Here is a 22625-nt window from a genome sequence, read left to right as displayed (position 1 = left end):
GTTCAACTGGCTTTTTTGTTATGTAAAAAACATGATGTACACATATTTTTATGTCAGTATAGGTATAGTTTTCATTATAACGCTCAAATTAACAAAGATAAGAAGAAAAATATTTTTTATTTAGTTAATGGGAGGGTTTATATGAAAGTTCGTATATTGGCATACATATGTGTATTTTTTTTATATGTCAGTTTAGGCTCTTATTCCGTTTTTGCACAGGATAACTTGTATGAAGAAATTCAAAAACATGCAAAACAATATGAGATTGCACCTCAAAATGCGATCATTGATAAGATATGGAAAGCAACACCTGGATATAATGGAAGACAAGTCGATATTGAAGCATCCTATAACAATATGAAGAAGCTAAAGAAATTTGATCAAAAACATCTTGAATTCAAGGAAGTATCACCGAGTGTCCATTTAGCAGATTTATCACCAGCCCCAATTTACAGGGGACATCCAAATAAAAAGATGGTTGGATTAACAATAAATGTGGCATGGGGAAATGAGTATTTGCCTCGTATATTAGAGATATTGAAAAAACATGATGTGAAGGCAACTTTCTTTTTGGAAGGACGTTGGGTGAAAGAAAATTTACGATTTGCAAAAATGATTGTCGATGCAAATCAAGAAGTTGGAAATCACTCTTACACACATCCTAATATGAAAACATTATCGTCTGATGAAATACGAGAACAGTTACAAAAAACAAATCGAATGATAGAAGCAGCCACGAATCAAAAAGTAAGATGGTTTGCCCCGCCTAGTGGAAGTTTTCGAGATGAAGTCGTACAAATTGCAGATGATTTCCAAATGGGAACGATTATGTGGACAGTAGATACAATTGATTGGAAGCGACCAGAGCCAGACGTATTATTGCAGAGAGTAATGAGAAAAATACATTCAGGTGCCATTGTATTAATGCATCCTACTTCATCTACAGCAGAAGCATTAGATACAATGATTACAAAATTGAAGGAACAAGGATATAGAGTGGGGAATATAACAGAATTACTGGATGAAAAACGTGTGGATTAAATACATTTGCATGACATTCATCCTTAAACTTGTTATCATTAAATAATAGCGTTAATTTAGAGAAACTGGTAGTAGGAGGAAAGTTTTTGATTAAAAAATATACTTGTAAAAATGGTGTAAGAATAGTTATGGAGAACATACCAACTGTAAGATCGGTTGCGATTGGTATTTGGATCCATGCAGGATCAAGAAATGAAAATGAAAAAAATAACGGGATTTCCCACTTTTTAGAGCATATGTTCTTTAAAGGGACGGAAACACGTAGTGCGCGCGAAATTGCGGAATCATTTGATAGCATTGGTGGGCAAGTAAATGCTTTTACTTCAAAAGAATATACATGTTACTATGCAAAAGTGTTAGATGAGCATGCTAAATATGCTTTAGATGTTTTAGCAGATATGTTCTTTAATTCAACATTTGATGAGGAAGAACTGAAAAAAGAGAAGAATGTCGTATGTGAAGAAATTAAAATGTACGAAGACGCTCCAGATGATATTGTGCATGATATGTTAACGAAAGCGACATATGAAACGCATCCGCTTGGATATCCTATTTTAGGAACAGAAGAAACGCTTGATACGTTTACAGGTGATACACTACGTCAATATATAAAAGATCATTATACACCTGAAAATGTAGTTGTTTCAGTTGCAGGAAATATTGATGAAGCATTTTTACAAACAGTAGAGCAATATTTCGGTAGTTATGAAGGAACAACAAACCGTGAACAAGTACATAGCCCAATTTTCCATTTTAATAAGGTAGCACGTAAAAAAGAAACAGAACAAGCTCATTTATGTTTAGGATATAAAGGCTTACAAATGGGACACGAAGATATTTATAACTTAATCGTATTAAATAACGTTTTAGGCGGTAGTATGAGTAGCCGTTTATTCCAAGAAGTACGTGAGCAACGTGGGTTAGCTTACTCGGTATTTTCTTATCACTCTTCTTATGAAGATACAGGTATGTTAACACTGTACGGTGGAACAGGTAGCCAACAATTAGATACACTGTATGAAACGATGCAAGAAACACTAGAAACATTGAAAAATACAGGTATTACAGAAAAAGAGCTTATGAATAGTAAAGAGCAATTAAAAGGAAACTTAATGTTAAGTTTAGAAAGTACGAATAGTCGTATGAGCCGTAACGGTAAAAATGAATTGCTGCTTCGTAAGCATCGTTCACTTGATGAGATTATTGAAAGTGTAAACACTGTAACAAAACAAAATGTAGATGAGTTAATCCGCAATATGTTTACGGATGAATTCTCTGCTGCACTTATTAGTCCAGATGGAAAACTTCCAAAAGGAATAAAACTATAATTGATTTTTGTGATGTACTCGAAAATAACCGTATCTCTTTTAAATGAGATACGGTTATTTTTTTTAGACATACAGAATAGGTACTAATAATGGATAACTTAAATTGAAAATTCGGTAGGGGGAGAGTGTATGCGATTAAGTGAATTAAGTGGTAAAGAAATTGTAGATTTAGAAAGAGCGGAAAAAATGGGGGTTTTAGGGCATCTAGATTTAGAAATTAATGAGAGCGATGGACAAATACAAGCGCTTATCATACCTGTTACAAAATGGGGAGGTTTTAAAAAAGGACAACAAGAGGTAAGGGTGGAATGGAGAGATGTTAAGAAAGTGGGGCATGACATGATACTTTGTGATATATCTGACCATTCAAATCCGGAGTGAAAGATGGCCATTTCGGCCGTCTTTTTTTGTATATATAAAGCTGATAAATCATATGTGCTTTTTGTTTTTCAATCACCTCAAACTCGTACATTACATATGATGTGGAGGAAAAAGAAAAAGTAGGCACTTTTCTTATAAATGACAGAAAAAGAAGGTGAATTAGGGAATGTTGACTGAGATGCATATTGCTGTCATAGGAGGAGATGCAAGGCAGCTAGAAGTAATTCGTAAACTAGTTGAATTGGATGCGAAACTTTCATTGATAGGGTTTGATCAGTTGGATCATGGCTTCACAGGGGCAGCAAAAGAAAGTATACAAAATTTAGATTTTACTTCTGTAGATGCAATCATTTTGCCAGTTGCAGGTACAAATGCCAAAGGAGAAGTAGATACTATTTTTTCAAATGAAAAAGTTGCTATAACGAAAGAACAAATTGAAAATACACCAGAACACTTTACTATATATTCAGGTATTGGTACGCCTTACTTGGAAAATCTCGTATCTACTACAAACCGAAAACTTGTTAAATTATTTGATCGTGATGATGTGGCAATCTACAATTCTATTCCGACTGTAGAAGGCACATTAATGATGGTAATTCAACATACCGACTATACAATTCATGGGTCCAATGTAATGGTTTTAGGATTTGGTAGAACAGGGATGAGTGTTGCCAGAGCATTTCAATCATTAGGAGCCCACGTCAAAGTTGGAGCAAGACGATCGGAACATATTGCACGTATTACAGAGATGATGTTTTCTCCTTTTCATATGCAAAACATTGAGAAAGAAGTAGGAAATATGGATATTGTGATTAACACAATTCCACATCTCGTTGTGACAGCGAATGTTATTTCAAAAATGCCAGCTCATACGTTAGTAATTGATTTAGCTTCTAAACCAGGTGGTACCGACTTTAGATACGCAGAAAAAAGAGGAGTTAAAGCGCTATTAGCACCTGGATTGCCAGGGATTGTTGCTCCGAAAACAGCAGGACAAATTTTAGCGAACGTTCTTTCTCAGTTATTAGCAGAAGACGTAATAGCAAGAAAGGAGAATGGGGAATGAATTTAAAAGGGAAAAGAATTGGATTTGGGTTTACAGGTTCACATTGTACGTATGAAGAAGTGATGCCTCATTTAGAGAAATTAATTGCTGAGGGAGCAGAAATACGTCCCGTTGTTTCTTACACTGTTCAATCAACAAATACGAGATTTGGTGAGGGAGCAGAGTGGATTAAAAAGATTGAAGAAACAACAGGATTTAAAGCAATTAATTCAATCGTTGGCGCAGAACCGCTAGGACCTAAAATTCCATTAGACTGTATGGTAATTGCACCACTAACAGGAAATTCGATGAGTAAATTTGCAAATGCAATGACAGATTCTCCAGTATTAATGGCAGCAAAAGCGACGCTGAGAAATGGTAAGCCTGTCGTATTGGCGGTTTCGACGAATGATGCTTTAGGATTAAACGGGGTAAATCTCATGCGCCTAATGGCCACAAAAAACATCTACTTCGTCCCATTCGGCCAAGACGCACCAGAGAAAAAACCGAACTCAATGGTAGCTCGTATGGAGCTACTGGAAGATACAGTATTAGAAGCGCTACAAGGAAAACAATTGCAACCGGTTGTCGTAGAAAAATTCAGATATATGAATTAAAAAACGAAAAAAAACGGACAATTTTTGATGAAACCATCATTCTTACTGTAGAATATGATAAAATTAACGTTATTAAGATTAGAAGGGGTATTGTATACTCCTTCTAATTCTAAGTTATAGAAGGATTGGTATCTAGAAAGGGGCATAGTGATGGAAAAGCAAAAAACTTTTCATGTCGCTGTAGTTGGAGCAACCGGCGCAGTTGGTGAACAAATGTTAAATACTTTAGAGAAACGAGAATTTCCAATCGGGAAATTAACGTTACTTTCATCTAAACGATCTGCAGGTAAGAAACTTGTATTTAAAGGCGAAGAATTTACAGTTCAAGAGGCGACTCCTGAAAGTTTTGAAGGAGTAGATATCGCACTATTTAGTGCTGGTGGATCTGTATCGAAACAATTAGCGCCAGAAGCAGCAAAGCGCGGTGCGATTGTTGTTGATAATACAAGTGCATTCCGTATGACAGAAAACGTGCCACTTGTTGTACCTGAAGTAAATGAAAACGACTTAAAAGAACATAATGGTATTATTGCAAATCCAAACTGTTCTACAATTCAAATGGTAGTAGCTCTTGAGCCAGTTCGTCAGCAATATGGTTTAAAACGAGTAATCGTTTCCACATATCAAGCTGTATCAGGTGCTGGTGCGGCAGCGATTGAAGAACTTCATGAACAATCACAAGCAATCTTAAATGGCGAAGAAGCTAAGGCGAATGTTTTACCTGTATCAGGTGATAAAAAACATTACCAAATTGCTTTTAATGCGATTCCACAGATTGATAAGTTCCAAGATAATGGATTTACATTTGAAGAAATGAAAATGATTAATGAAACGAAAAAAATTATGCATATGCCTGAATTAGAAGTAGCGGCAACATGCGTACGTTTACCAGTTGTATCAGGGCATTCTGAGTCTGTTTACATCGAAGTAGAAAAAGAAGGCGTAACAGTAGCAGAATTAAAGAGCTTACTTGCAAATGCAGAAGGTATTGTTCTGCAAGATAATCCAGAAGAGCAGTTATATCCAATGCCAGCTACTGCAGTAGGTAAAAACGAAGTATTCGTTGGAAGAATCCGTAAAGATTTAAATAACGATAAAGGATTCCATCTTTGGGTCGTATCTGATAACTTATTAAAAGGCGCTGCATGGAATTCTGTTCAAATTGCAGAGCGCTTAGTAAAATTACAATTAGTGTAAACGGCTAAGAGAAGGTGCAAAATATGAAAATAATTGTTCAAAAATTTGGTGGCACATCAGTACGTGATGAAAATGGACGTAAGCATGCGCTTCATCATATAAAAAAATCGTTAGCTGCTGGATATAAAGTAGTTACTGTCGTATCTGCTATGGGCCGTAAAGGTGAACCGTATGCAACGGATACGTTATTAAGTCTTGTAAATCAAGAGGAATCTACTATTTCTAAACGTGAGCAAGATTTATTATTATCATGTGGAGAGTTAATCTCTGCAATTGTTTTCTCTAATATGTTAAATGAGAACGGTATAAAAGCAGCGGCATTAAATGGTGCACAAGCTGGTTTTGTAACAAATGATGACTTTACGAATGCGAAAATCGTTGAAATGAATTGCGATCGTATACATGAAGAATTAGAAAATCTAGATGTAATCGTCGTTACAGGATTCCAAGGGCAAACGAAAAAAGGTGATACGACAACACTTGGACGCGGAGGTAGCGATACTTCAGCTTCAGCATTAGGTGTTGCGCTTCATGCTGAATTTATTGATATCTTCACAGATGTAGAAGGTGTTATGACTGCGGATCCTCGTATTGTAAAAGATGCACGTCATCTTCAAACGGTAACGTATAACGAAATTTGTAATATGGCTTACCAAGGTGCAAAAGTCGTTCATCCACGTGCGGTTGAAATTGCGATGCATGCAAAAGTACCGCTTCGTGTACGCTCTACGTATTCTGATAGCGAAGGTACGCTTATTGCAGCATACGATGGTGCTACAAAAGGGCAGGATGTAGAAGAACGTCCTGTTACAGGTATTGCCCACGTATCAAACGTAACGCAAATTAAAGTACTTGCAAAAGAAACGGCATATGATTTGCAACAACATGTATTTAAAGAAATGGCAAACGAAGGCATTAGTGTTGATTTAATTAACATTTCTCCTACTGGTGTAGCTTACACAGTAAATGATAATGTATCAGCTCGTGCTGTCGAAGTGTTGAAACAACTTGGATATGAGCCAATTGTGACAGAGCATTGTGCCAAAGTATCTATCGTTGGAGCTGGAATGGCAGGAATCCCAGGGGTTACTGCGAAAATCGTTACAGCTTTAGCAGAAAAAGGTATTCAAATTCTGCAATCGGCAGATAGTCATACGACAATTTGGGTTCTTGTAAAAGAAACTGATTTAGTGGAGGCTGTAAATGCATTACATAGTGCGTTTGAGCTTTCAAAAGAAAAGCAACTGGAACAATAAGGAGTGAGACCATGATAGATTTTGGGACAATTGCAACTGCGATGGTAACACCGTTTGATATAAACGGGAATATCGATTTTGCAAAGACAACGAAATTGGTAAATTATTTAATTGATAACGGTACAACAGCAATCGTGGTAGGAGGAACGACAGGTGAATCTCCTACATTAACTTCAGAAGAAAAAGTAGCGTTATATCGCCATGTCGTATCTGTTGTCGATAAAAGGGTGCCCGTAATCGCTGGAACAGGTAGCAATAATACACATGCCTCTGTTGACTTAACTAAAAAGGCAACAGAAGTTGGTGTTGATGCAGTTATGCTAGTAGCGCCGTATTATAACAAACCGAGTCAAGAAGGAATGTATCAGCACTTTAAAACGATTGCTGAAAGCACGCCACTTCCGGTTATGCTATATAACGTTCCAGGACGATCTATTGTACAAATCTCCGTTGATACAGTTGTTCGTTTATCAGAAATAGAAAACATTGTTGCGATTAAAGATGCAGGCGGCGATGTACTAACAATGACAGCAATCATTGAAAAAACAGCGGACGACTTTGCAGTATACAGCGGTGATGACGGTTTAACGTTACCGGCTATGGCGGTTGGAGCGAAAGGTATCGTTTCAGTAGCATCTCATGTTATCGGAGATGAAATGCAAGAAATGATTACAGCATTCCAAGCGGGAGAGTTTAAGAAGGCGCAAAAATTACATCAATTACTTGTAAGAGTAACGGATTCATTATTTATGGCGCCAAGCCCAACGCCAGTAAAAACAGCGTTACAAATGGTTGGATTAGATGTAGGTTCTGTACGTTTACCGCTTCTTCCATTAACAGAAGAAGAAAGAGTAACGTTACAATCTGTAATGCAATCTATTCCTCGTTAATAAGAAATGACCTAGTGTGAAACTAGGTCATTTTTATTTAGATTAAATATACGTGAGTGGTAAAAACAGCATAGTTAATGAGGTGTAATAAGAAGGGGACGGCATAATATTGGTTAGAAATTGATTATAGAGATCATGTGTTTTTAGTGAATAGTGCTTTATATTTATATACAGAACACACATGTATATTTTTCCATTAATATCTTATATAAGTAGAAAAAATAATAGGTAGTATGTGGAAAAAAACCTCGTAAATTACAACCTCAATTTAGCTTCTTATATAGTCTTTCATATAATTTAACTTGTGTTCTATTTCTTGTATCAGGTATAATATGGCTAAGTAGCTTAGTACGGGTATGCTTAGCAAAATTGGAAGAAATTATAATTTAATTAAATTTTCATATCATATCGAATAAGATATTTGATTTATATAATGAAAGAGAGGTGAAACCTGGTTTAAAAAATATACAAGGACATGATATCGCATAACGGTAAGGACATTCGTCTTGGACGGTGAATATATGGTGGTTGTAGAGTTTCCCCTGGTGTCTCTACAATTTTAGTGAAATCAGTGTTTGCAAGATTTTTAAACCAGGCAACAACATGAAGAGAAAAGAGAATGAGTCTGTTAAAGTATTTGCTCTTGGTGGAGTAGGTGAAATCGGGAAAAACATGTACTGTGTTGAAATTGATTCTGAAATCTTTATTGTAGATGCAGGATTAATGTTCCCAGGAGATGAAATGTTTGGGATTGATATCGTTATTCCTGATATTACATACTTAGTGGAAAATCAAGAGCGAGTAAAAGGTTTATTTATTACTCACGGTCATGAAGATCATATTGGTGGAATTGTTTATGTACTTCGTAAATTATCTATTCCAGTGTATGCAACGAAATTAACGGTAGGACTTATACAAGAAAAACTTGGTGAAGCGGGCATGTTAGGCCGTGTGGACTTAAAAACAATCGATTCAAATTCAACAGTAGAGTTTAATACTACAACAGTGTCATTCTTTGGAACGACACATAGTATTCCGGATTCTGTTGGTGTTTGTTTCCATACATCAAAAGGTGCTGTAGTGTATACAGGAGACTTTAAATTTGATCAAACTCCAATTGGAAATAATGGAGCAGATCTTGGGAAAATGGCACAAATCGGAAATGAAGGCGTACTTTGCTTATTATCTGATAGTACAAACGCTGAGCGTCCAGGCTATACAGGTTCGGAAAAAGAAGTTGGTGTAGAAATTTCTAAAGTGTTCTACGGTGCAGAAGGTCGTATTATCGTTGCTTCATTTGCATCGAACGTACATCGTATTCAACAAGTATTTGACGCGGCTGCCGAAACAGGAAGAAAAGTAGCGGTAGTAGGACGTAGTATGGTGAAAGTAGTAGACATTGCAAGACGTCTTGGTTATTTAGATGTTCCAGAAGGTATGGTTATTTCATTACAAGAAGTAGACAACTTCCCAGAGAAAAAGGTAGCTATTTTAACGACAGGTAGTCAAGGGGAACCGATGGCAGCACTTTCTAGAATGGCGAAGCAAGCTCATAAACAAATTTCAATTCGTAAAGGTGATACTGTTATTATTGCAGCTTCTCCAATTCCGGGGAATGAAATATCTGTATCGAAAATTATTGATTTGTTATTTAGAGCTGGAGCTGAAGTTATTTATTACGGTGAAAGAAAAGTTCACGTTTCAGGTCATGGTAGTCAAGAAGAATTAAAACTAATGTTAAATTTAATGAAACCTAAGTATTTTGTACCCGTACATGGTGAGTTTCGTATGCAAAAAGCACATGCATATTTAGCTGAAGATGTAGGTATTACAAGAGAAAATATTTTTATCGTAGAAAAAGGCGATGTAATTGCTTTTGGTGATAATGAAGCAAACTTAGTTGGTAAAGTGCAAGCTGGTAATGTCTTAATTGATGGATTAGGTGTAGGTGACGTTGGTAATATCGTTCTTCGAGATAGAAAGATGTTATCTCAAGATGGAATATTAGTAGTTGTTGTAACACTTGGTAAAGATGAGAAGAAAATTATCTCTGGTCCAGAAATCATTTCACGTGGTTTTGTATATGTTCGTGAATCAGAAGCATTAATTGAGCGATCTACAGAGATTGTACGCATGATTGTTGAGCAATCAATTAAAGAATATTCAATTGAATGGTCTATGTTAAAACAAAATATTCGTGAATTATTAGGGCAGTTCTTGTACGAAGAGACAAAGAGAAAACCTATGATTTTACCGATTATTATGGAAGTGTAAAAAAGATCACCTTTACGGGTGATCTTTTTTCTTTTTAAACCCTATCGAATGAAATTTATAACTTAAGAAATAATAGTTATATACGAGTGAAAGGGGATGCGATATGACAGAACGTGATCGTTATACAAATGAAGAAAAAGAAGCTGGGCCGAAAGAAGTTCCGAAAGAAGCTTCAATAGTGGAGAAAATTCAACAGCTTGGACAAACGAATGTGCCGCAAATGAATGAATCACGTATTCATTGTTTAACAATCATTGGACAGGTGGAAGGTCATGTTCAGTTGCCACCGCAAAATAAAACAACAAAATATGAGCACATTATCCCGCAAATTGTCGCGATTGAGCAAAATCCGAAAATTGAAGGTTTGCTTTTAATATTAAACACAGTTGGAGGAGACGTTGAAGCAGGGCTAGCGATTTCTGAGATGGTAGCTTCGCTTTCGAAACCGACGGTATCTCTTGTTTTAGGCGGAGGGCATTCGATTGGTGTACCAATTGCAGTTTCGACTGATTATTCATTTATTGCAGAAACAGCGACGATGACGATTCACCCAATTCGTTTAACCGGTCTTGTTATAGGTGTGCCGCAAACATTTGAGTATTTGGATAAAATGCAAGAAAGAGTCATTCGATTTGTGACGAAACATTCGAAAGTAACGGAAGATCGTTTTAAAGAACTTATGTTTGCGAAAGGGAATTTGACCCGAGATATTGGGACGAATGTAATTGGTGGAGATGCAGTGAAGTATGGTCTTATTGATGATGTGGGTGGCATTGGGAGTGCACTTCAAAAACTAAACGAATTAATAGAGGCTCGCGCAGATGATAATGCAGAAGGAACGATGCTACAATGATTCTATATACAATTATGCCAGAGCAACTTGTATACCCTGCCGATTATTCGCAATGTGAAAGTCAAAAAGTTGTAAATATACATGGTGTTGAATTGATGGTTTCTGAAGAGGAACATGGGTGTTATTCTATTGTGCGTGTGTTAAGTACGAATCCATTTCACTACTTAGAGTATGAGCCTGGTCAGAAAATAACCTTTTAGCAAAAAGAAGGATTTTGTTCAGAAGCTATGGTATAATATAAAAAACAAGACGGTTGAGCAGCCATGAGTAGGGGGCTGCTTTCTTCTGTTTATTTAACATTTTACAAGAAGTGTAAAAATAGAAGAGATAAAGACCTGAAAGAATAGAGAAAACAGACATATAAGTAGAGTTTTTTTAGAGGTTGTCCTTATTTATATGTAGAACACGAGGTGAAGAAATGGCAAAACAAAAGCAAAGAGGGACGAAGGCAAAGGCAAGACGTACGATAAAGCCAACTCTATATTATGAAATCGTCGGTTTGGCTCTTTTTGCACTTTCAATCATTACGATTTTACAGCTAGGCGTTGTAGGGAAATCGTTTGTGTTATTTTTTCGCTTCTTCTTTGGTGAGTGGTACATAATTGGTGTGTTAGGTGTAATAGCTTTATCGGTTTCGTTTGTTATAAAACGTGGATGGCCGAACTTTTTAAATAAACGGTTAATCGGTTTTTATTTAATTGTATTGGCGATATTAATGTTCAGTCATATTACATTATTTAACCTTCTTACGAAAGATGGAGCAGTGCAAAATACTTCTGTTATTGTGAGTACGAAAGATAACTTCTTTCTTGAAATGAAAAAAGGGCCAGATAGCGTTCACTTAGGCGGTGGGATGTTTGGTGCGCTCATGTTCGCAACATGTTACTTCTTATTTGATGAAGTAGGAGCCTATATCATTGGAATTATTTTAGTTATTCTTGGAATACTTTGTATAACAAATAAGCATATTGGAGAAGTTCTTGCCCCGGTGGGTAGAATTCTTAGAAGTCAATTTCAAGTTATGCAAGGGGATTATAAAGATTGGCGATCAAAAAGGATTGCTGAACAAACAGAAAAGAAAAAAACAACCAGAAGTTCAAGACACGCACGTGCTGTGGAGCAAGAAGAAGTGATTGAGCCGATGGAAGAGATGCAAATTGATCCCCCCATTATTTCAAATTTCACTGAGAATTATCCTGTAAATGAAGAAGAGGATAAACGGATGGAAGAAGAACATGTAACAGATCCAATTACTTCACCGTTTATTGAAGAAGCTCCACCTATTGAAGAGCCTAAGAAAAAGCGTGGAGAAAAAATTGTGGAATCTTTAGAGGCGGAAACAAGTGCCCCACCGATGCAATTTTCAAATGTTGAAAATAAAGATTATAAGCTTCCTTCGCTTGATATATTAAAGTTCCCAAAAAATAAGCAAGTTACAAATGAAAATGCGGAAATTTATGAAAATGCTCGTAAATTGGAACGTACATTCCAAAGTTTTGGTGTGAAAGCGAAAGTGACAAAAGTACACAGAGGTCCTGCAGTTACGAAGTATGAAGTGTATCCTGATATGGGAGTAAAGGTAAGTAAAATTGTTAGTTTAAGTGATGATTTAGCGCTTGCTTTAGCTGCGAAAGACATTCGTATTGAAGCGCCTATTCCCGGGAAATCAGCTGTAGGGATTGAAGTTCCGAACTCAGAAGTTTCTATGGTAACACTTAGGGAAGTGCTGGACTCTAAGGCTAATAATCATCCAGAAGAGAAGTTGTTAATTGGTCTTGGACGAGATATTACAGGTGAAGCTGTATTGGCCCGTTTAAATAAAATGCCCCATTTACTAGTAGCCGGTGCGACAGGTAGTGGGAAAAGTGTGTGTATTAACGGGATTATAGTTAGTATTTTAATGCGTGCAAAACCGCATGAAGTAAAATTAATGATGATCGATCCGAAAATGGTAGAGTTAAATGTATATAATGGTGTGCCCCATTTATTAACACCAGTTGTAACTGATCCGAAAAAAGCATCGCAAGCTTTGAAAAAGGTTGTAAGTGAGATGGAACGCCGTTATGAGTTGTTTGCTCATAGTGGTACGCGGAATATTGAAGGGTATAACGATTATATTAAAGCGCATAATAATCAATCGGAAGCGAAACAACCTGAATTACCGTATATTGTAGTAATTGTGGATGAGTTAGCAGATTTAATGATGGTTGCTTCGTCGGATGTAGAGGATGCGATAATGCGCTTGGCACAAATGGCTCGTGCGGCTGGTATTCATTTAATTATTGCAACGCAGCGCCCATCGGTTGACGTTATTACAGGTGTTATTAAAGCGAATATTCCATCACGTATTGCATTCGCTGTATCTTCTCAAACGGATTCTCGTACAATTCTTGATGGTGGTGGCGCAGAGAAGCTGCTAGGTCGTGGAGATATGCTATTTATACCAATTGGTGCATCAAAGCCTGTTCGTGTACAAGGTGCATTTTTATCAGATGATGAAGTTGAGAGAGTTGTAGAATATGTTATTGGGCAGCAAAAAGCACAATATCAAGAGGATATGATTCCACAAGATGTCCCTGAGACAAAGCAGCAAGTTGAAGATGAATTATACGATGAAGCAGTTCAGCTCGTAGTGGAAATGCAAACAGCGTCTGTTTCTATGTTGCAACGTAGATTTAGAGTAGGTTATACGCGAGCTGCTCGTCTAATTGATGCAATGGAAATGAACGGTGTAGTAGGTCCATATGAGGGTAGTAAACCGAGAGAAGTGCTCATTAATGATGTACAAGAAAAAAGTTCTTAAAAAAAGCCTAATTGTTTTTGCAATTAGGCTTTTTTATATACTGTTTTTGTTATATACTATATTCAACAAGAAAGAAAGGGCTTACATTCAAGTCGGTTCTTTAGAATACGAATGCTATGAGTGTGCCTTTTTATAAATGTTCGATATTCATTGTAGAAAAATGTTAAATTTTGTTGACACGTATGAGAGCAAGTGGTAAGATTACTTCGAAAAGAATCACTGCCTCATATAATCTTGGAGATAAGGTCCATAAGTTTCTACCTGGCAACCATGAATTGCTAGACTATGAGGGGAAAAGTGTGTAACAAAGGATGTAAGGGATCTTTGTGCCGAACTTTTTCTCGAAAAGAGGAATGTTTATGGTGCAAAGTTTTTTTTATGCAGTAAAGAGTGAAAATTTTATCTAAAAAAATTATTAATATTTATTCGACAATTGTGTTTATTTTTAGTGATTAGTCATGTTTACTATGTTGTAAGTTGAAAAAAGAGAAAAGAAGTCTTACATCAGAGGTCGAATAATTGAAATGCGGGGGAGTCTTATGTCAGTAAAATCCGATAGTCGTCACCTATATTTACGGGTGATTGATCACATCAAAGAAAAAATTAAAGATGGGGCTTACAAAGAAAGACAAAAGCTGCCATCAGAGTTTGATTTAGCGAAAGAACTTGGCGTAAGTAGAGCTACTTTAAGGGAAGCATTGCGTATTTTAGAAGAAGAAAATGTTGTCATTCGTAGACATGGTGTAGGGACGTTTGTAAATGCAAAGCCATTATTTTCTTCTGGAATAGAACAACTTTCTAGTATTACAGATATGATTTCTAGTGTGGGGAAAACACCAGGAACAATCTTTTTATCATCATCTACAACAACTTTAACCGAAGAAGAAAAAGAGAAGTTTAATAGTGAAGATGGTTTTAATGCAGTGATGATTGAGCGTGTGCGTACAGCGGATGGGGAACCTGTTGTATATTGCATTGATAAACTTGCAAAAGAAATATTGCCGGATTTATCGGGCTACAATGAAGAATCATTACTTACAGTGATACATAATAACACGCATAAGCGCATAACGTATGCGGTTGCTCATATTGAGCCGATTGGTTACCATCCGAAAATCTCACCGATTTTAGAATGTGAGCCTGAAACAGCACTGCTTGTATTAAAACAAATGCACTATGATCAAAATGATGAGCCAATCTTATATTCTATTAATTACTTTAGAGCTGATAAGTTTAGCTTCCACGTATTAAGAAAACGTATGTAAGTAAGTTCCTTTTTAGGGAGGTGACAGCAAGAAGTAAGGGACAGCAGCGTAAGAAGAAATATATATCATTTTAGGAGGGGTTTCTAGTATGAAGAAAAAAGCAGGTCTTTTATTATCATTAACATTAGCAGCAAGTACAGTTTTAGGTGCATGTGGTAACTCGGATAAAGCGAGCAGTGACAAGAAAGACAGTAAAGACAATAAAGATTTCAAAGTCGGTATGGTAACAGATGTTGGAGGCGTTGATGATAAATCATTCAACCAATCTTCTTGGGAAGGGCTAAAAAAGTTTGGTAAAGATAACGATTTAAAGGAAAAGACAAATTATCGTTACCTACAGTCTGAAAAAGAAGCAGATTATATTCCGAACTTAAAGAAATTTTCAAAAGATAAGTATGATTTATCTTTCGGAATTGGTTATAAATTAGAAGGTGCAATTAAAGAAGTAGCAAAAGAATCTCCAAAACAACAATTCGCAATCGTTGATACTGTTGTAGATGCACCAAACGTAACAAGCATTACATTTAAAGATCATGAAGGCTCATTCCTTGTAGGTGCGGTAGCAGCTATGTCAACGAAATCGAATAAAGTAGGATTTGTTGGTGGAATGAAGAGTGATTTAATTAGTAAATTCGAAAATGGATTTAAAGCTGGTGCAAAGGCAGTAAATCCAAATATTGAAATCGTATCTGAATATGCAGAAGCATTTGATAAACCTGAAAAAGGTACAGTTCTTGCTTCAGCAATGTATGGTCAAGGCGTAGATGTAATTTATCATGCTGCTGGTGGTACAGGTAATGGTGTATTCACTGAAGCGAAAAACCGTAAGAAAAAAGGTGAAAACGTTTGGGTAATCGGTGTTGACCGTGACCAAAACCAAGAAGGTATGCCTGAAAATGTAACATTAACTTCAATGGTAAAACGTGTAGATATCGCTGTTGAAAAAGTAGCACAAGAAGCGAAAGACGGTAAATTAAAAGGCGGTAAAATAGAAGCGTTTGGCTTAAAAGATGACGGCGTTGGTATTGCAAAAACAACTGACAACGTGAAAAAAGTTAACCCTGAAATTTTAACAAAAGTAGAAGAGTTTGAAAAGAAAATTACAGATGGTGCAATTAAAGTACCAGCTACAGATAAAGAGTATAAAGAATATGAAGCTTCTCTAAAAAAATAAATAGAGAAATAGCAAAGGTTAGTTCATAGAACTAACCTTTGTATGTATAAAACTTCCGAATTGCTTAATAAGTTAATAGTGTAATAGGGGAATGTTCCCTGTTAAAAGGAGGAACACAATGGAATACGTAATTGAGATGAATAACATTACGAAAGTATTCCCAGGCATTGTAGCGAATGATGATATTACGCTGCAAGTAAAGCAGGGAGAAATACATGCTTTACTTGGAGAAAATGGTGCAGGGAAATCCACATTGATGAATGTACTATTTGGTTTGTACCAGCCAGAACAAGGTGAAATTAAAATTAAAGGAAAAACTGTAAAGATTACAAATCCGAATATAGCAAATGACCTTGGTATTGGAATGGTACATCAGCACTTTATGCTTGTTCATAATTTTACAGTTACAGAGAATATTATTCTCGGAAACGAACCGAAGAAAAAAGGGAAAATTGCTGTTGAGGAAGCTGCTAAAGAAATTCAAAAACTGTCTGAACAATACGGTTTAGCTGTAGATCCATATGCGAAAATACAAGATATTTCTGTCGGTATGCAACAGCGTGTTGAGATTTTAAAAACACTTTACCGCGGGGCAGAAATTTTAATATTTGATGAACCGACAGCTGTGTTAACACTACAAGAAATTCATGAGCTAATTCAAATTATGAAAAAGCTTGTGCAAGAAGGGAAATCTATTGTTCTTATTACACATAAGTTGAAAGAAATTATGGAAGTTTGCGATCGTTGTACGATTATTCGTAAAGGAAAAGGGATTGGAACGGTTGACGTTGCAAATACGGATGAAAATAAACTTGCAGAATTAATGGTCGGACGTCAAGTGAATTTTAAAACAGAAAAAATAGACGCGAAGCCAAAAGAAGAGGTACTTTCAATTGCAAACCTTGTTGTTCACGATGCACGTCAACTACCTGCTGTAAAAGGCCTTGACTTAACTGTTCGTGCGGGGGAAATTGTCGGTATTGCAGGAATTGATGGAAACGGACAAAGTGAATTAATAGAAGCAATTACTGGTTTACGAAAAGTTGAGTCAGGTTCTATTGCAATTAAAGGGAAAGAAATAACAAATTGGCCTGTTAGAAAAATAACAGAAGAAGGAATTGGTCATATTCCAGAAGATCGTCATAAACACGGACTCGTTCTTGATTTTTCTGTTAGAGATAATATAGTTTTGCAAACGTACTATAAAAATCCGTTTTCAAAGAAAGGGATTTTAAATTTCAGCAAAATTACAGAAAAAGCAAAGGCACTTATTGAACAGTTTGATGTACGTACACCTAGTGAGCAAACGTTAGCTCGTGCACTATCTGGGGGAAATCAGCAAAAGGCAATTATTGCACGTGAAGTAGACCGTGATCCAGATTTATTAATTGCAGCACAGCCGACACGTGGTTTAGATGTAGGGGCAATTGAATTTATTCATAAGAGATTAATAGAGCAAAGAGATAAAGGAAAAGGTGTATTACTTTTATCACTAGAGTTAGAGGAAATTTTAAATGTTAGCGATCGAATTGCTGTTATTTATGAAGGAACAATTGTAGCAATAGTTGATGCGAAAGAAACGAATGAACAACAGCTTGGATTGTTAATGGCTGGAGGAACAAAGAAGGAGCAGGTGGGTACAAATGGCTAAAAAACTTTTAACAGAACGAACGATAAATATTTTAGTCCCAGTACTATCCGTTATTTTTGGCTTACTTGTAGGAGCGATTGTAATGCTAGTTAGTGGCTATGACCCAATTGTTGGTTATAGTGCACTTTGGACAGGCATGTTCGGCAGTCCAAGTGCGATTGGTGAAACACTTCGTACAATGATACCGCTTATTCTTGCTGGTTTATCGGTGGCGTTTGCATTTCGTACAGGTTTATTTAATATCGGGGTAGAGGGTCAATTGTTAGTTGGTTGGCTTGCAGCGGTTTGGTTCGGTTATGCAGTCTCGCTACCAGCTGTTCTTCACATTCCATTATCTATTTTATTCGCAGCGTTAGTAGGCGGAATCTGGGGTTTCATCCCTGGATATTTAAAGGGAAAGTTTCAAGTTAATGAAGTTATTGTAACAATTATGATGAACTATATCGCGTTATATGTAACATATGATATTATTAAGCGCTTTTTACACGAGGGTAATGATAAAACGTACGACATTAAAGAGAGTGCGTCATTATCTTCAGACTGGCTTGCATCCATTACTGACGGTTCACGCCTTCACTGGGGAATTATTGTAGCAATTTTAATCGCTATTTTAATGTGGTTCTTATTAGATCGAACAACTTTAGGTTATGAATTAAAGTCAGTAGGATTTAATCAACATGCTTCTCAATATGCAGGGATGAAAGTTTCTCGTAATGTAGTATTTTCCATGACAATTGCTGGTGCGTTCGCAGGGATTGGTGGAGCGATGGAAGGATTAGGAACATTCCAAAGCATGACAGCGATGTCCTCCTTTACAGGGGTAGGGTTTGACGGGATTGCCGTAGCCTTACTTGGAGGAAATAATCCGTTTGGTATTATCCTTTCAGCTTTATTATTTGGTGGTTTGAAAAGTGCTTCCCCTCAAATGAACTTTGAGGCAGATGTGCCATCAGAGCTTATAAACGTAATTATTGCATGTATCATCTTCTTTGTTGCATGTAGTTATGTGTTAAGATGGGCGCTTACACGCATGAGCAAGGAGGGGAAATAAATGAGCTTTTTAGATATATTAGCCATTCTTGTGACGGGTACGTTATATACATCGGCACCTATAATTTTCACAGCACTAGGTGGTGTATTTAGTGAACGATCGGGTGTTGTAAATATCGGATTAGAAGGACTAATGCTATTTGGTGCATTTATTGGAGTTGTTACAAACTTATTAATGGGTGATACTTGGGGAACGATGACTCCGTGGATTGCGTTATTGTTTGCGGCAATTGGTAGTGGTTTATTTGCATTACTTCATGCAGTAGCATCTATTACATTCCGAGCGGATCAAGTTGTAAGTGGTGTAGCAATTAACTTCTTATCTCTTGGTTTAACGGTATTTGCAATTAAGAAGATCTTTGATAAAGGGCAGACTGACTTTATTCAGTACCGTATTGAAAAGATTGATATTCCAGGTCTTTCGGATATTCCGGTTATAGGGAAAATATTCTTTTCAAATGTACCAATAACGTCGTATATTGCGATTGTTTTAGCATTTGTTGTTTGGTATGTTATTTATAAAACACCGTTTGGTCTTCGATTGCGTGCTGTTGGTGAACACCCAATGGCAGCGGATACGATGGGGATTAACGTATATAAAATGCGCTATATCGGCGTTTGTATATCAGGGGTGTTTGCCGGAATTGGTGGGGCGATTTTTGCAATGTCCATTTCTAATAACTTCTCAGGAGCAACTATTACAGGACAAGGTTTCTTAGCTTTAGCTGCTATGATCTTTGGGAAGTGGAATCCGCTAGGCGCACTGGGTGCAGCTCTATTCTTTGGCTTTGCTCAGTCTCTTAGTGTAACGGGTGGAACAATTCCTGTATTAGACCAGATTCCAAGTGTTTTATTAACGATATTACCGTATGTATTCACAATATTAGCACTTGTCGGTTTTGTAGGTCGTTCTGAAGCTCCGAAAGCATTAGGAACTCCTTATGAAAAAGGAAAACGATAAGTAATTTGTAAGTAGAAAAAAGCTCGCACATTAGTGTGAGCTTTTTTACATAGAATATATGTAATACGAAATTTTACTATGTTCCTTACATATTATAGTTTTTAGAAAAAGTCATTTGTAAGCATAATAAGGAAGAAAAATTGGTTTTTTATTTCTAAAAACTGTATATTGAAGAGGAATATTCCTATATACGTAAAGGAGGGCTATAAATGAAACTAATGGAACAACAATTACATGAGTTAGGTGGTTTGCGAGTACATATTATTCCGACTGATAAATATAAAACAAATACCTTTGTATTTCGTTTTAAAGCACCTTTAAATGAGGAGACGGTGACAGAGCGTGCCCTATTGCCATACGTATTGCAAAGTGCGACAGAAAAACTTCCTTCTGTAATTCGTCTACGTCAATATTTAGAAGAATTATACGGATCTTCTTTGGGAGTAGATGTAAGTAAAAAAGGGGAAGACCATATCATCTCCATTTATGTAGACATTGCAAATGAAGTATATTTACACGATGCACCACCGTTATTTGAAAAAGCGCTTTCTATGTTATCGGATATTGTTTTACATCCAGCAACAGAGGGAAATAGTTTCCTACCTTCTATTGTAGAAAGTGAAAAAAGAGCGCTTTTGCAGAGAATTGAAGCTACTTATGATGATAAAATGCGCTATGCAAATGAGCGTTTAATCGAAGAAATGTGCAAAGTAGAACCGTATCGATTAAGTGCAAATGGAAAAAAAGAGAGTGTTACTTCTATTACAAATGAAAGTTTGTATCAATATTATCAAAAGGTGTTAGCGGAAGATGAAATGGATCTATATATTATTGGTGATATTTCAGAAAACGCAGTTGATCTTGTAAGTAAGTATTTTTCTATTACAGCGCGTCCTGTGAGAGAAAGAAACGTACTCCTTCATAAGCGAAATAATGAAGAAAAAGAAGTTGTTGAAAAACAAGAATTAAAACAAAGTAAATTACACATTGGTTATCGTACGTTTGTCACATATAAAGATGAAGATTATTTTGCACTGCAATTGTTCAATGGGCTATTTGGAGGTTTTTCTCATTCGAAGTTATTCGTAAATGTCCGCGAAAAGAATAGTTTAGCGTACTATGCAGCATCAAGATTTGAAAGTCATAAAGGCTTGTTGTTTGTTATGTCAGGGATTGAAGCAAAAAATTATGAAAAAGCAGTTGAAATTATTAAAGAACAAATGCTTGCGATGCAAAATGGTGATTTTTCTGAAGAAGAGATGCATCAAACGAAAAGTGTCATTCAAAATCAAATATTAGAAGCAATTGATACGCCACGTGGATTTGTGGAAATGCTATATCATGGTATTATTTCAGATCGTACACGTCCAGTTGAAGAATGGCTAACAGGTATAGAAAGTGTGACGAAAGAAGAGATTGTGAAAGTTGCTAAAAATATTGAACTAGATACAATTTACTTTTTACAAGGAACGGAGGGAGAATAAATGGAGAAGATTGTTTATGAGCAATTAAAAGAGACGCTCTATTATGAAAAACTTCCGAATGGATTAGATGTATATGTTTTACCGAAGCAAGGATTTAATAAAACATTTGCAACGTTTACGACAAAGTATGGTTCTATGGATAATACATTCGTACCATTAGGTAAAGAAGAAATGATTCGTGTACCTGACGGAATTGCGCATTTTCTTGAGCATAAATTATTTGAAAAAGAAGATCACGATGCTTTTCAATTGTTTAGTAAACAAGGAGCATCGGCAAATGCTTTCACATCCTTTACAAGAACAGCTTATCTTTTTTCATGCACATCAAATGTAGAACAAAATTTAAATACGTTGTTAAATTTCGTACAAGAGCCTTACTTCTCTGAAAAAACTGTTGAAAAAGAAAAGGGGATTATCGGACAGGAAATTCAAATGTATCAAGATAATCCAGATTGGCGCTTATACTTTGGATTAATTGATAGCTTGTTTGTAAAGCACCCCATTAAAATTGATATTGCAGGGACAATCGAGTCTATTAGTAAAATTACGAAAGACCTATTATATGAATGCTACGAAACATTTTATCATCCGAGCAATATGTTACTATTTGTTGTTGGTGCAATTGATCCAGAGGAAACAATGGACTTAGTGCGTGAAAATCAAGCGAAAAAAGATTATAAAAATCAGCCGGAAATTGTACGTTCATTTGAAGATGAACCAAATGAGGTAAATGAAAAGAAGAAAATCATTTCAATGCCTGTACAAACACCGAAATGTTTAGTCGGTATTAAAGCGACAAATTTAAAAGGAAAAGGGAAAGCTCTTTTAAAACAAGAAATCGCGCTTACGTTACTTTTAGATTATTTATTTGGAAAAAGCTCGGTTCATTACGAATCGTTATATAATGAAGGGCTTATTGATGATTCGTTCTCGTATGATTATACGGAAGAGAATAACTTCGGTTTTGCAATGGTTGGCGGTGATACGAAGCAACCGGATGAATTGGAAAAGCGTTTGAAAGATATTTTATTAAACACAAATTATGATCAATTAGATGAGGCAGCATTAGAACGAGTAAAGAAAAAGAAAATTGGTGGCTTTTTACGCTCGTTGAATTCACCGGAATATATTGCAAATCAATTTACGCGATATGCGTTTAATGAATCTAGCTTGTTTGATGCATTGACTGAATTAGAAAGTCTAACTGTTCAAGATTTACAAGAAGTAGCGAAATTATTATCAGAAGAAAAAATGAGCGTTTGTCAAGTTTTACCGAAAAAATAAAATTTAAAAGATACCCTCATCTTATCATTGATAAATTGTAAGATGAGGGTATTATTTAGTTATATGAA

At 36.1% G+C, this 22625-nt stretch carries 19 protein-coding genes and 1 riboswitch; all 19 genes read left to right on the top strand.

Annotated features, from left to right (window positions below):
• Positions 1-141: 141 nt before the first annotated feature.
• Entirely contained in the window at positions 142-1041 is a 900-nt protein-coding gene (locus MHB70_RS17315; protein ID WP_000868234.1) for a polysaccharide deacetylase family protein, read from the top strand.
• Between the two features lie 86 nt (positions 1042-1127).
• Positions 1128-2369, top strand: coding sequence for a M16 family metallopeptidase (locus MHB70_RS17310; protein ID WP_000592990.1), 1242 nt, complete (start codon positions 1128-1130; stop codon positions 2367-2369).
• Between the two features lie 129 nt (positions 2370-2498).
• Complete coding sequence (locus tag MHB70_RS17305) at positions 2499-2750, top strand: YlmC/YmxH family sporulation protein (RefSeq protein ID WP_061529565.1); 252 nt, start codon at positions 2499-2501, stop codon at positions 2748-2750.
• A gap of 166 nt (positions 2751-2916) precedes the next feature.
• Entirely contained in the window at positions 2917-3819 is a 903-nt protein-coding gene (dpaA, locus tag MHB70_RS17300) for a dipicolinic acid synthetase subunit A (protein WP_000954729.1), read from the top strand.
• Entirely contained in the window at positions 3816-4415 is a 600-nt protein-coding gene (dpaB, locus tag MHB70_RS17295; RefSeq protein ID WP_001049474.1) for a dipicolinate synthase subunit B, read from the top strand. Before dpaA ends, dpaB begins: the two co-directional genes overlap by 4 nt.
• A 150-nt stretch (positions 4416-4565) precedes the next feature.
• Entirely contained in the window at positions 4566-5612 is a 1047-nt protein-coding gene (gene asd, locus MHB70_RS17290) for an aspartate-semialdehyde dehydrogenase (RefSeq protein ID WP_000414844.1), read from the top strand.
• Positions 5613-5635: 23 nt separating this feature from the next.
• Entirely contained in the window at positions 5636-6868 is a 1233-nt protein-coding gene (gene dapG, locus MHB70_RS17285) for an aspartate kinase (protein ID WP_000692465.1), read from the top strand.
• 11 nt (positions 6869-6879) lie between these two features.
• Positions 6880-7758: a 4-hydroxy-tetrahydrodipicolinate synthase gene (gene dapA, locus MHB70_RS17280; RefSeq protein WP_000564769.1), complete on the top strand. Its 879-nt coding sequence runs from the start codon at positions 6880-6882 to the stop codon at positions 7756-7758.
• Positions 7759-8361: 603 nt separating this feature from the next.
• The gene (locus MHB70_RS17275) at positions 8362-10032 is read left to right on the top strand and encodes a ribonuclease J (protein ID WP_000823093.1); all 1671 of its coding nucleotides are present in this window, start codon (positions 8362-8364) and stop codon (positions 10030-10032) included.
• Between the two features lie 103 nt (positions 10033-10135).
• Entirely contained in the window at positions 10136-10885 is a 750-nt protein-coding gene (gene tepA, locus MHB70_RS17270) for a translocation-enhancing protein TepA (protein ID WP_000139820.1), read from the top strand.
• A complete protein-coding gene (locus MHB70_RS17265) occupies positions 10882-11085 on the top strand; it encodes a YlzJ-like family protein (protein ID WP_000605018.1) in 204 nt (67 codons plus the stop codon). The genes tepA and MHB70_RS17265 overlap by 4 nt, the downstream gene beginning before the upstream one ends.
• A 218-nt stretch (positions 11086-11303) precedes the next feature.
• The gene (locus MHB70_RS17260; protein ID WP_061529564.1) at positions 11304-13688 is read left to right on the top strand and encodes a DNA translocase FtsK; all 2385 of its coding nucleotides are present in this window, start codon (positions 11304-11306) and stop codon (positions 13686-13688) included.
• A gap of 204 nt (positions 13689-13892) precedes the next feature.
• Positions 13893-13994, top strand: a riboswitch (purine riboswitch).
• Between the two features lie 233 nt (positions 13995-14227).
• A complete protein-coding gene (locus tag MHB70_RS17255) occupies positions 14228-14953 on the top strand; it encodes a GntR family transcriptional regulator (protein WP_000114182.1) in 726 nt (241 codons plus the stop codon).
• Between the two features lie 88 nt (positions 14954-15041).
• The gene (locus MHB70_RS17250; RefSeq protein ID WP_000725766.1) at positions 15042-16127 is read left to right on the top strand and encodes a BMP family lipoprotein; all 1086 of its coding nucleotides are present in this window, start codon (positions 15042-15044) and stop codon (positions 16125-16127) included.
• 118 nt (positions 16128-16245) lie between these two features.
• On the top strand, positions 16246-17778 hold the full coding sequence (locus MHB70_RS17245; protein ID WP_061529563.1) for an ABC transporter ATP-binding protein: 1533 nt from the start codon (positions 16246-16248) through the stop codon (positions 17776-17778).
• The gene (locus MHB70_RS17240) at positions 17771-18829 is read left to right on the top strand and encodes an ABC transporter permease (protein WP_001085263.1); all 1059 of its coding nucleotides are present in this window, start codon (positions 17771-17773) and stop codon (positions 18827-18829) included. Before MHB70_RS17245 ends, MHB70_RS17240 begins: the two co-directional genes overlap by 8 nt.
• Complete coding sequence (locus MHB70_RS17235) at positions 18830-19789, top strand: ABC transporter permease (protein WP_000008853.1); 960 nt, start codon at positions 18830-18832, stop codon at positions 19787-19789.
• A 209-nt stretch (positions 19790-19998) separates the two neighbouring features.
• Complete coding sequence (gene yfmF, locus MHB70_RS17230; protein WP_000772425.1) at positions 19999-21273, top strand: EF-P 5-aminopentanol modification-associated protein YfmF; 1275 nt, start codon at positions 19999-20001, stop codon at positions 21271-21273.
• The gene (gene yfmH, locus MHB70_RS17225) at positions 21274-22557 is read left to right on the top strand and encodes an EF-P 5-aminopentanol modification-associated protein YfmH (protein WP_061529562.1); all 1284 of its coding nucleotides are present in this window, start codon (positions 21274-21276) and stop codon (positions 22555-22557) included.
• Positions 22558-22625: the final 68 nt, after the last annotated feature.

Source organism: Bacillus sp. FSL M7-1020, assembly GCF_038050415.1.
Taxonomy (GTDB): domain Bacteria; phylum Bacillota; class Bacilli; order Bacillales; family Bacillaceae_G; genus Bacillus_A; species Bacillus_A toyonensis.
This window is presented reverse-complemented; position numbering and strand designations above follow the sequence as displayed.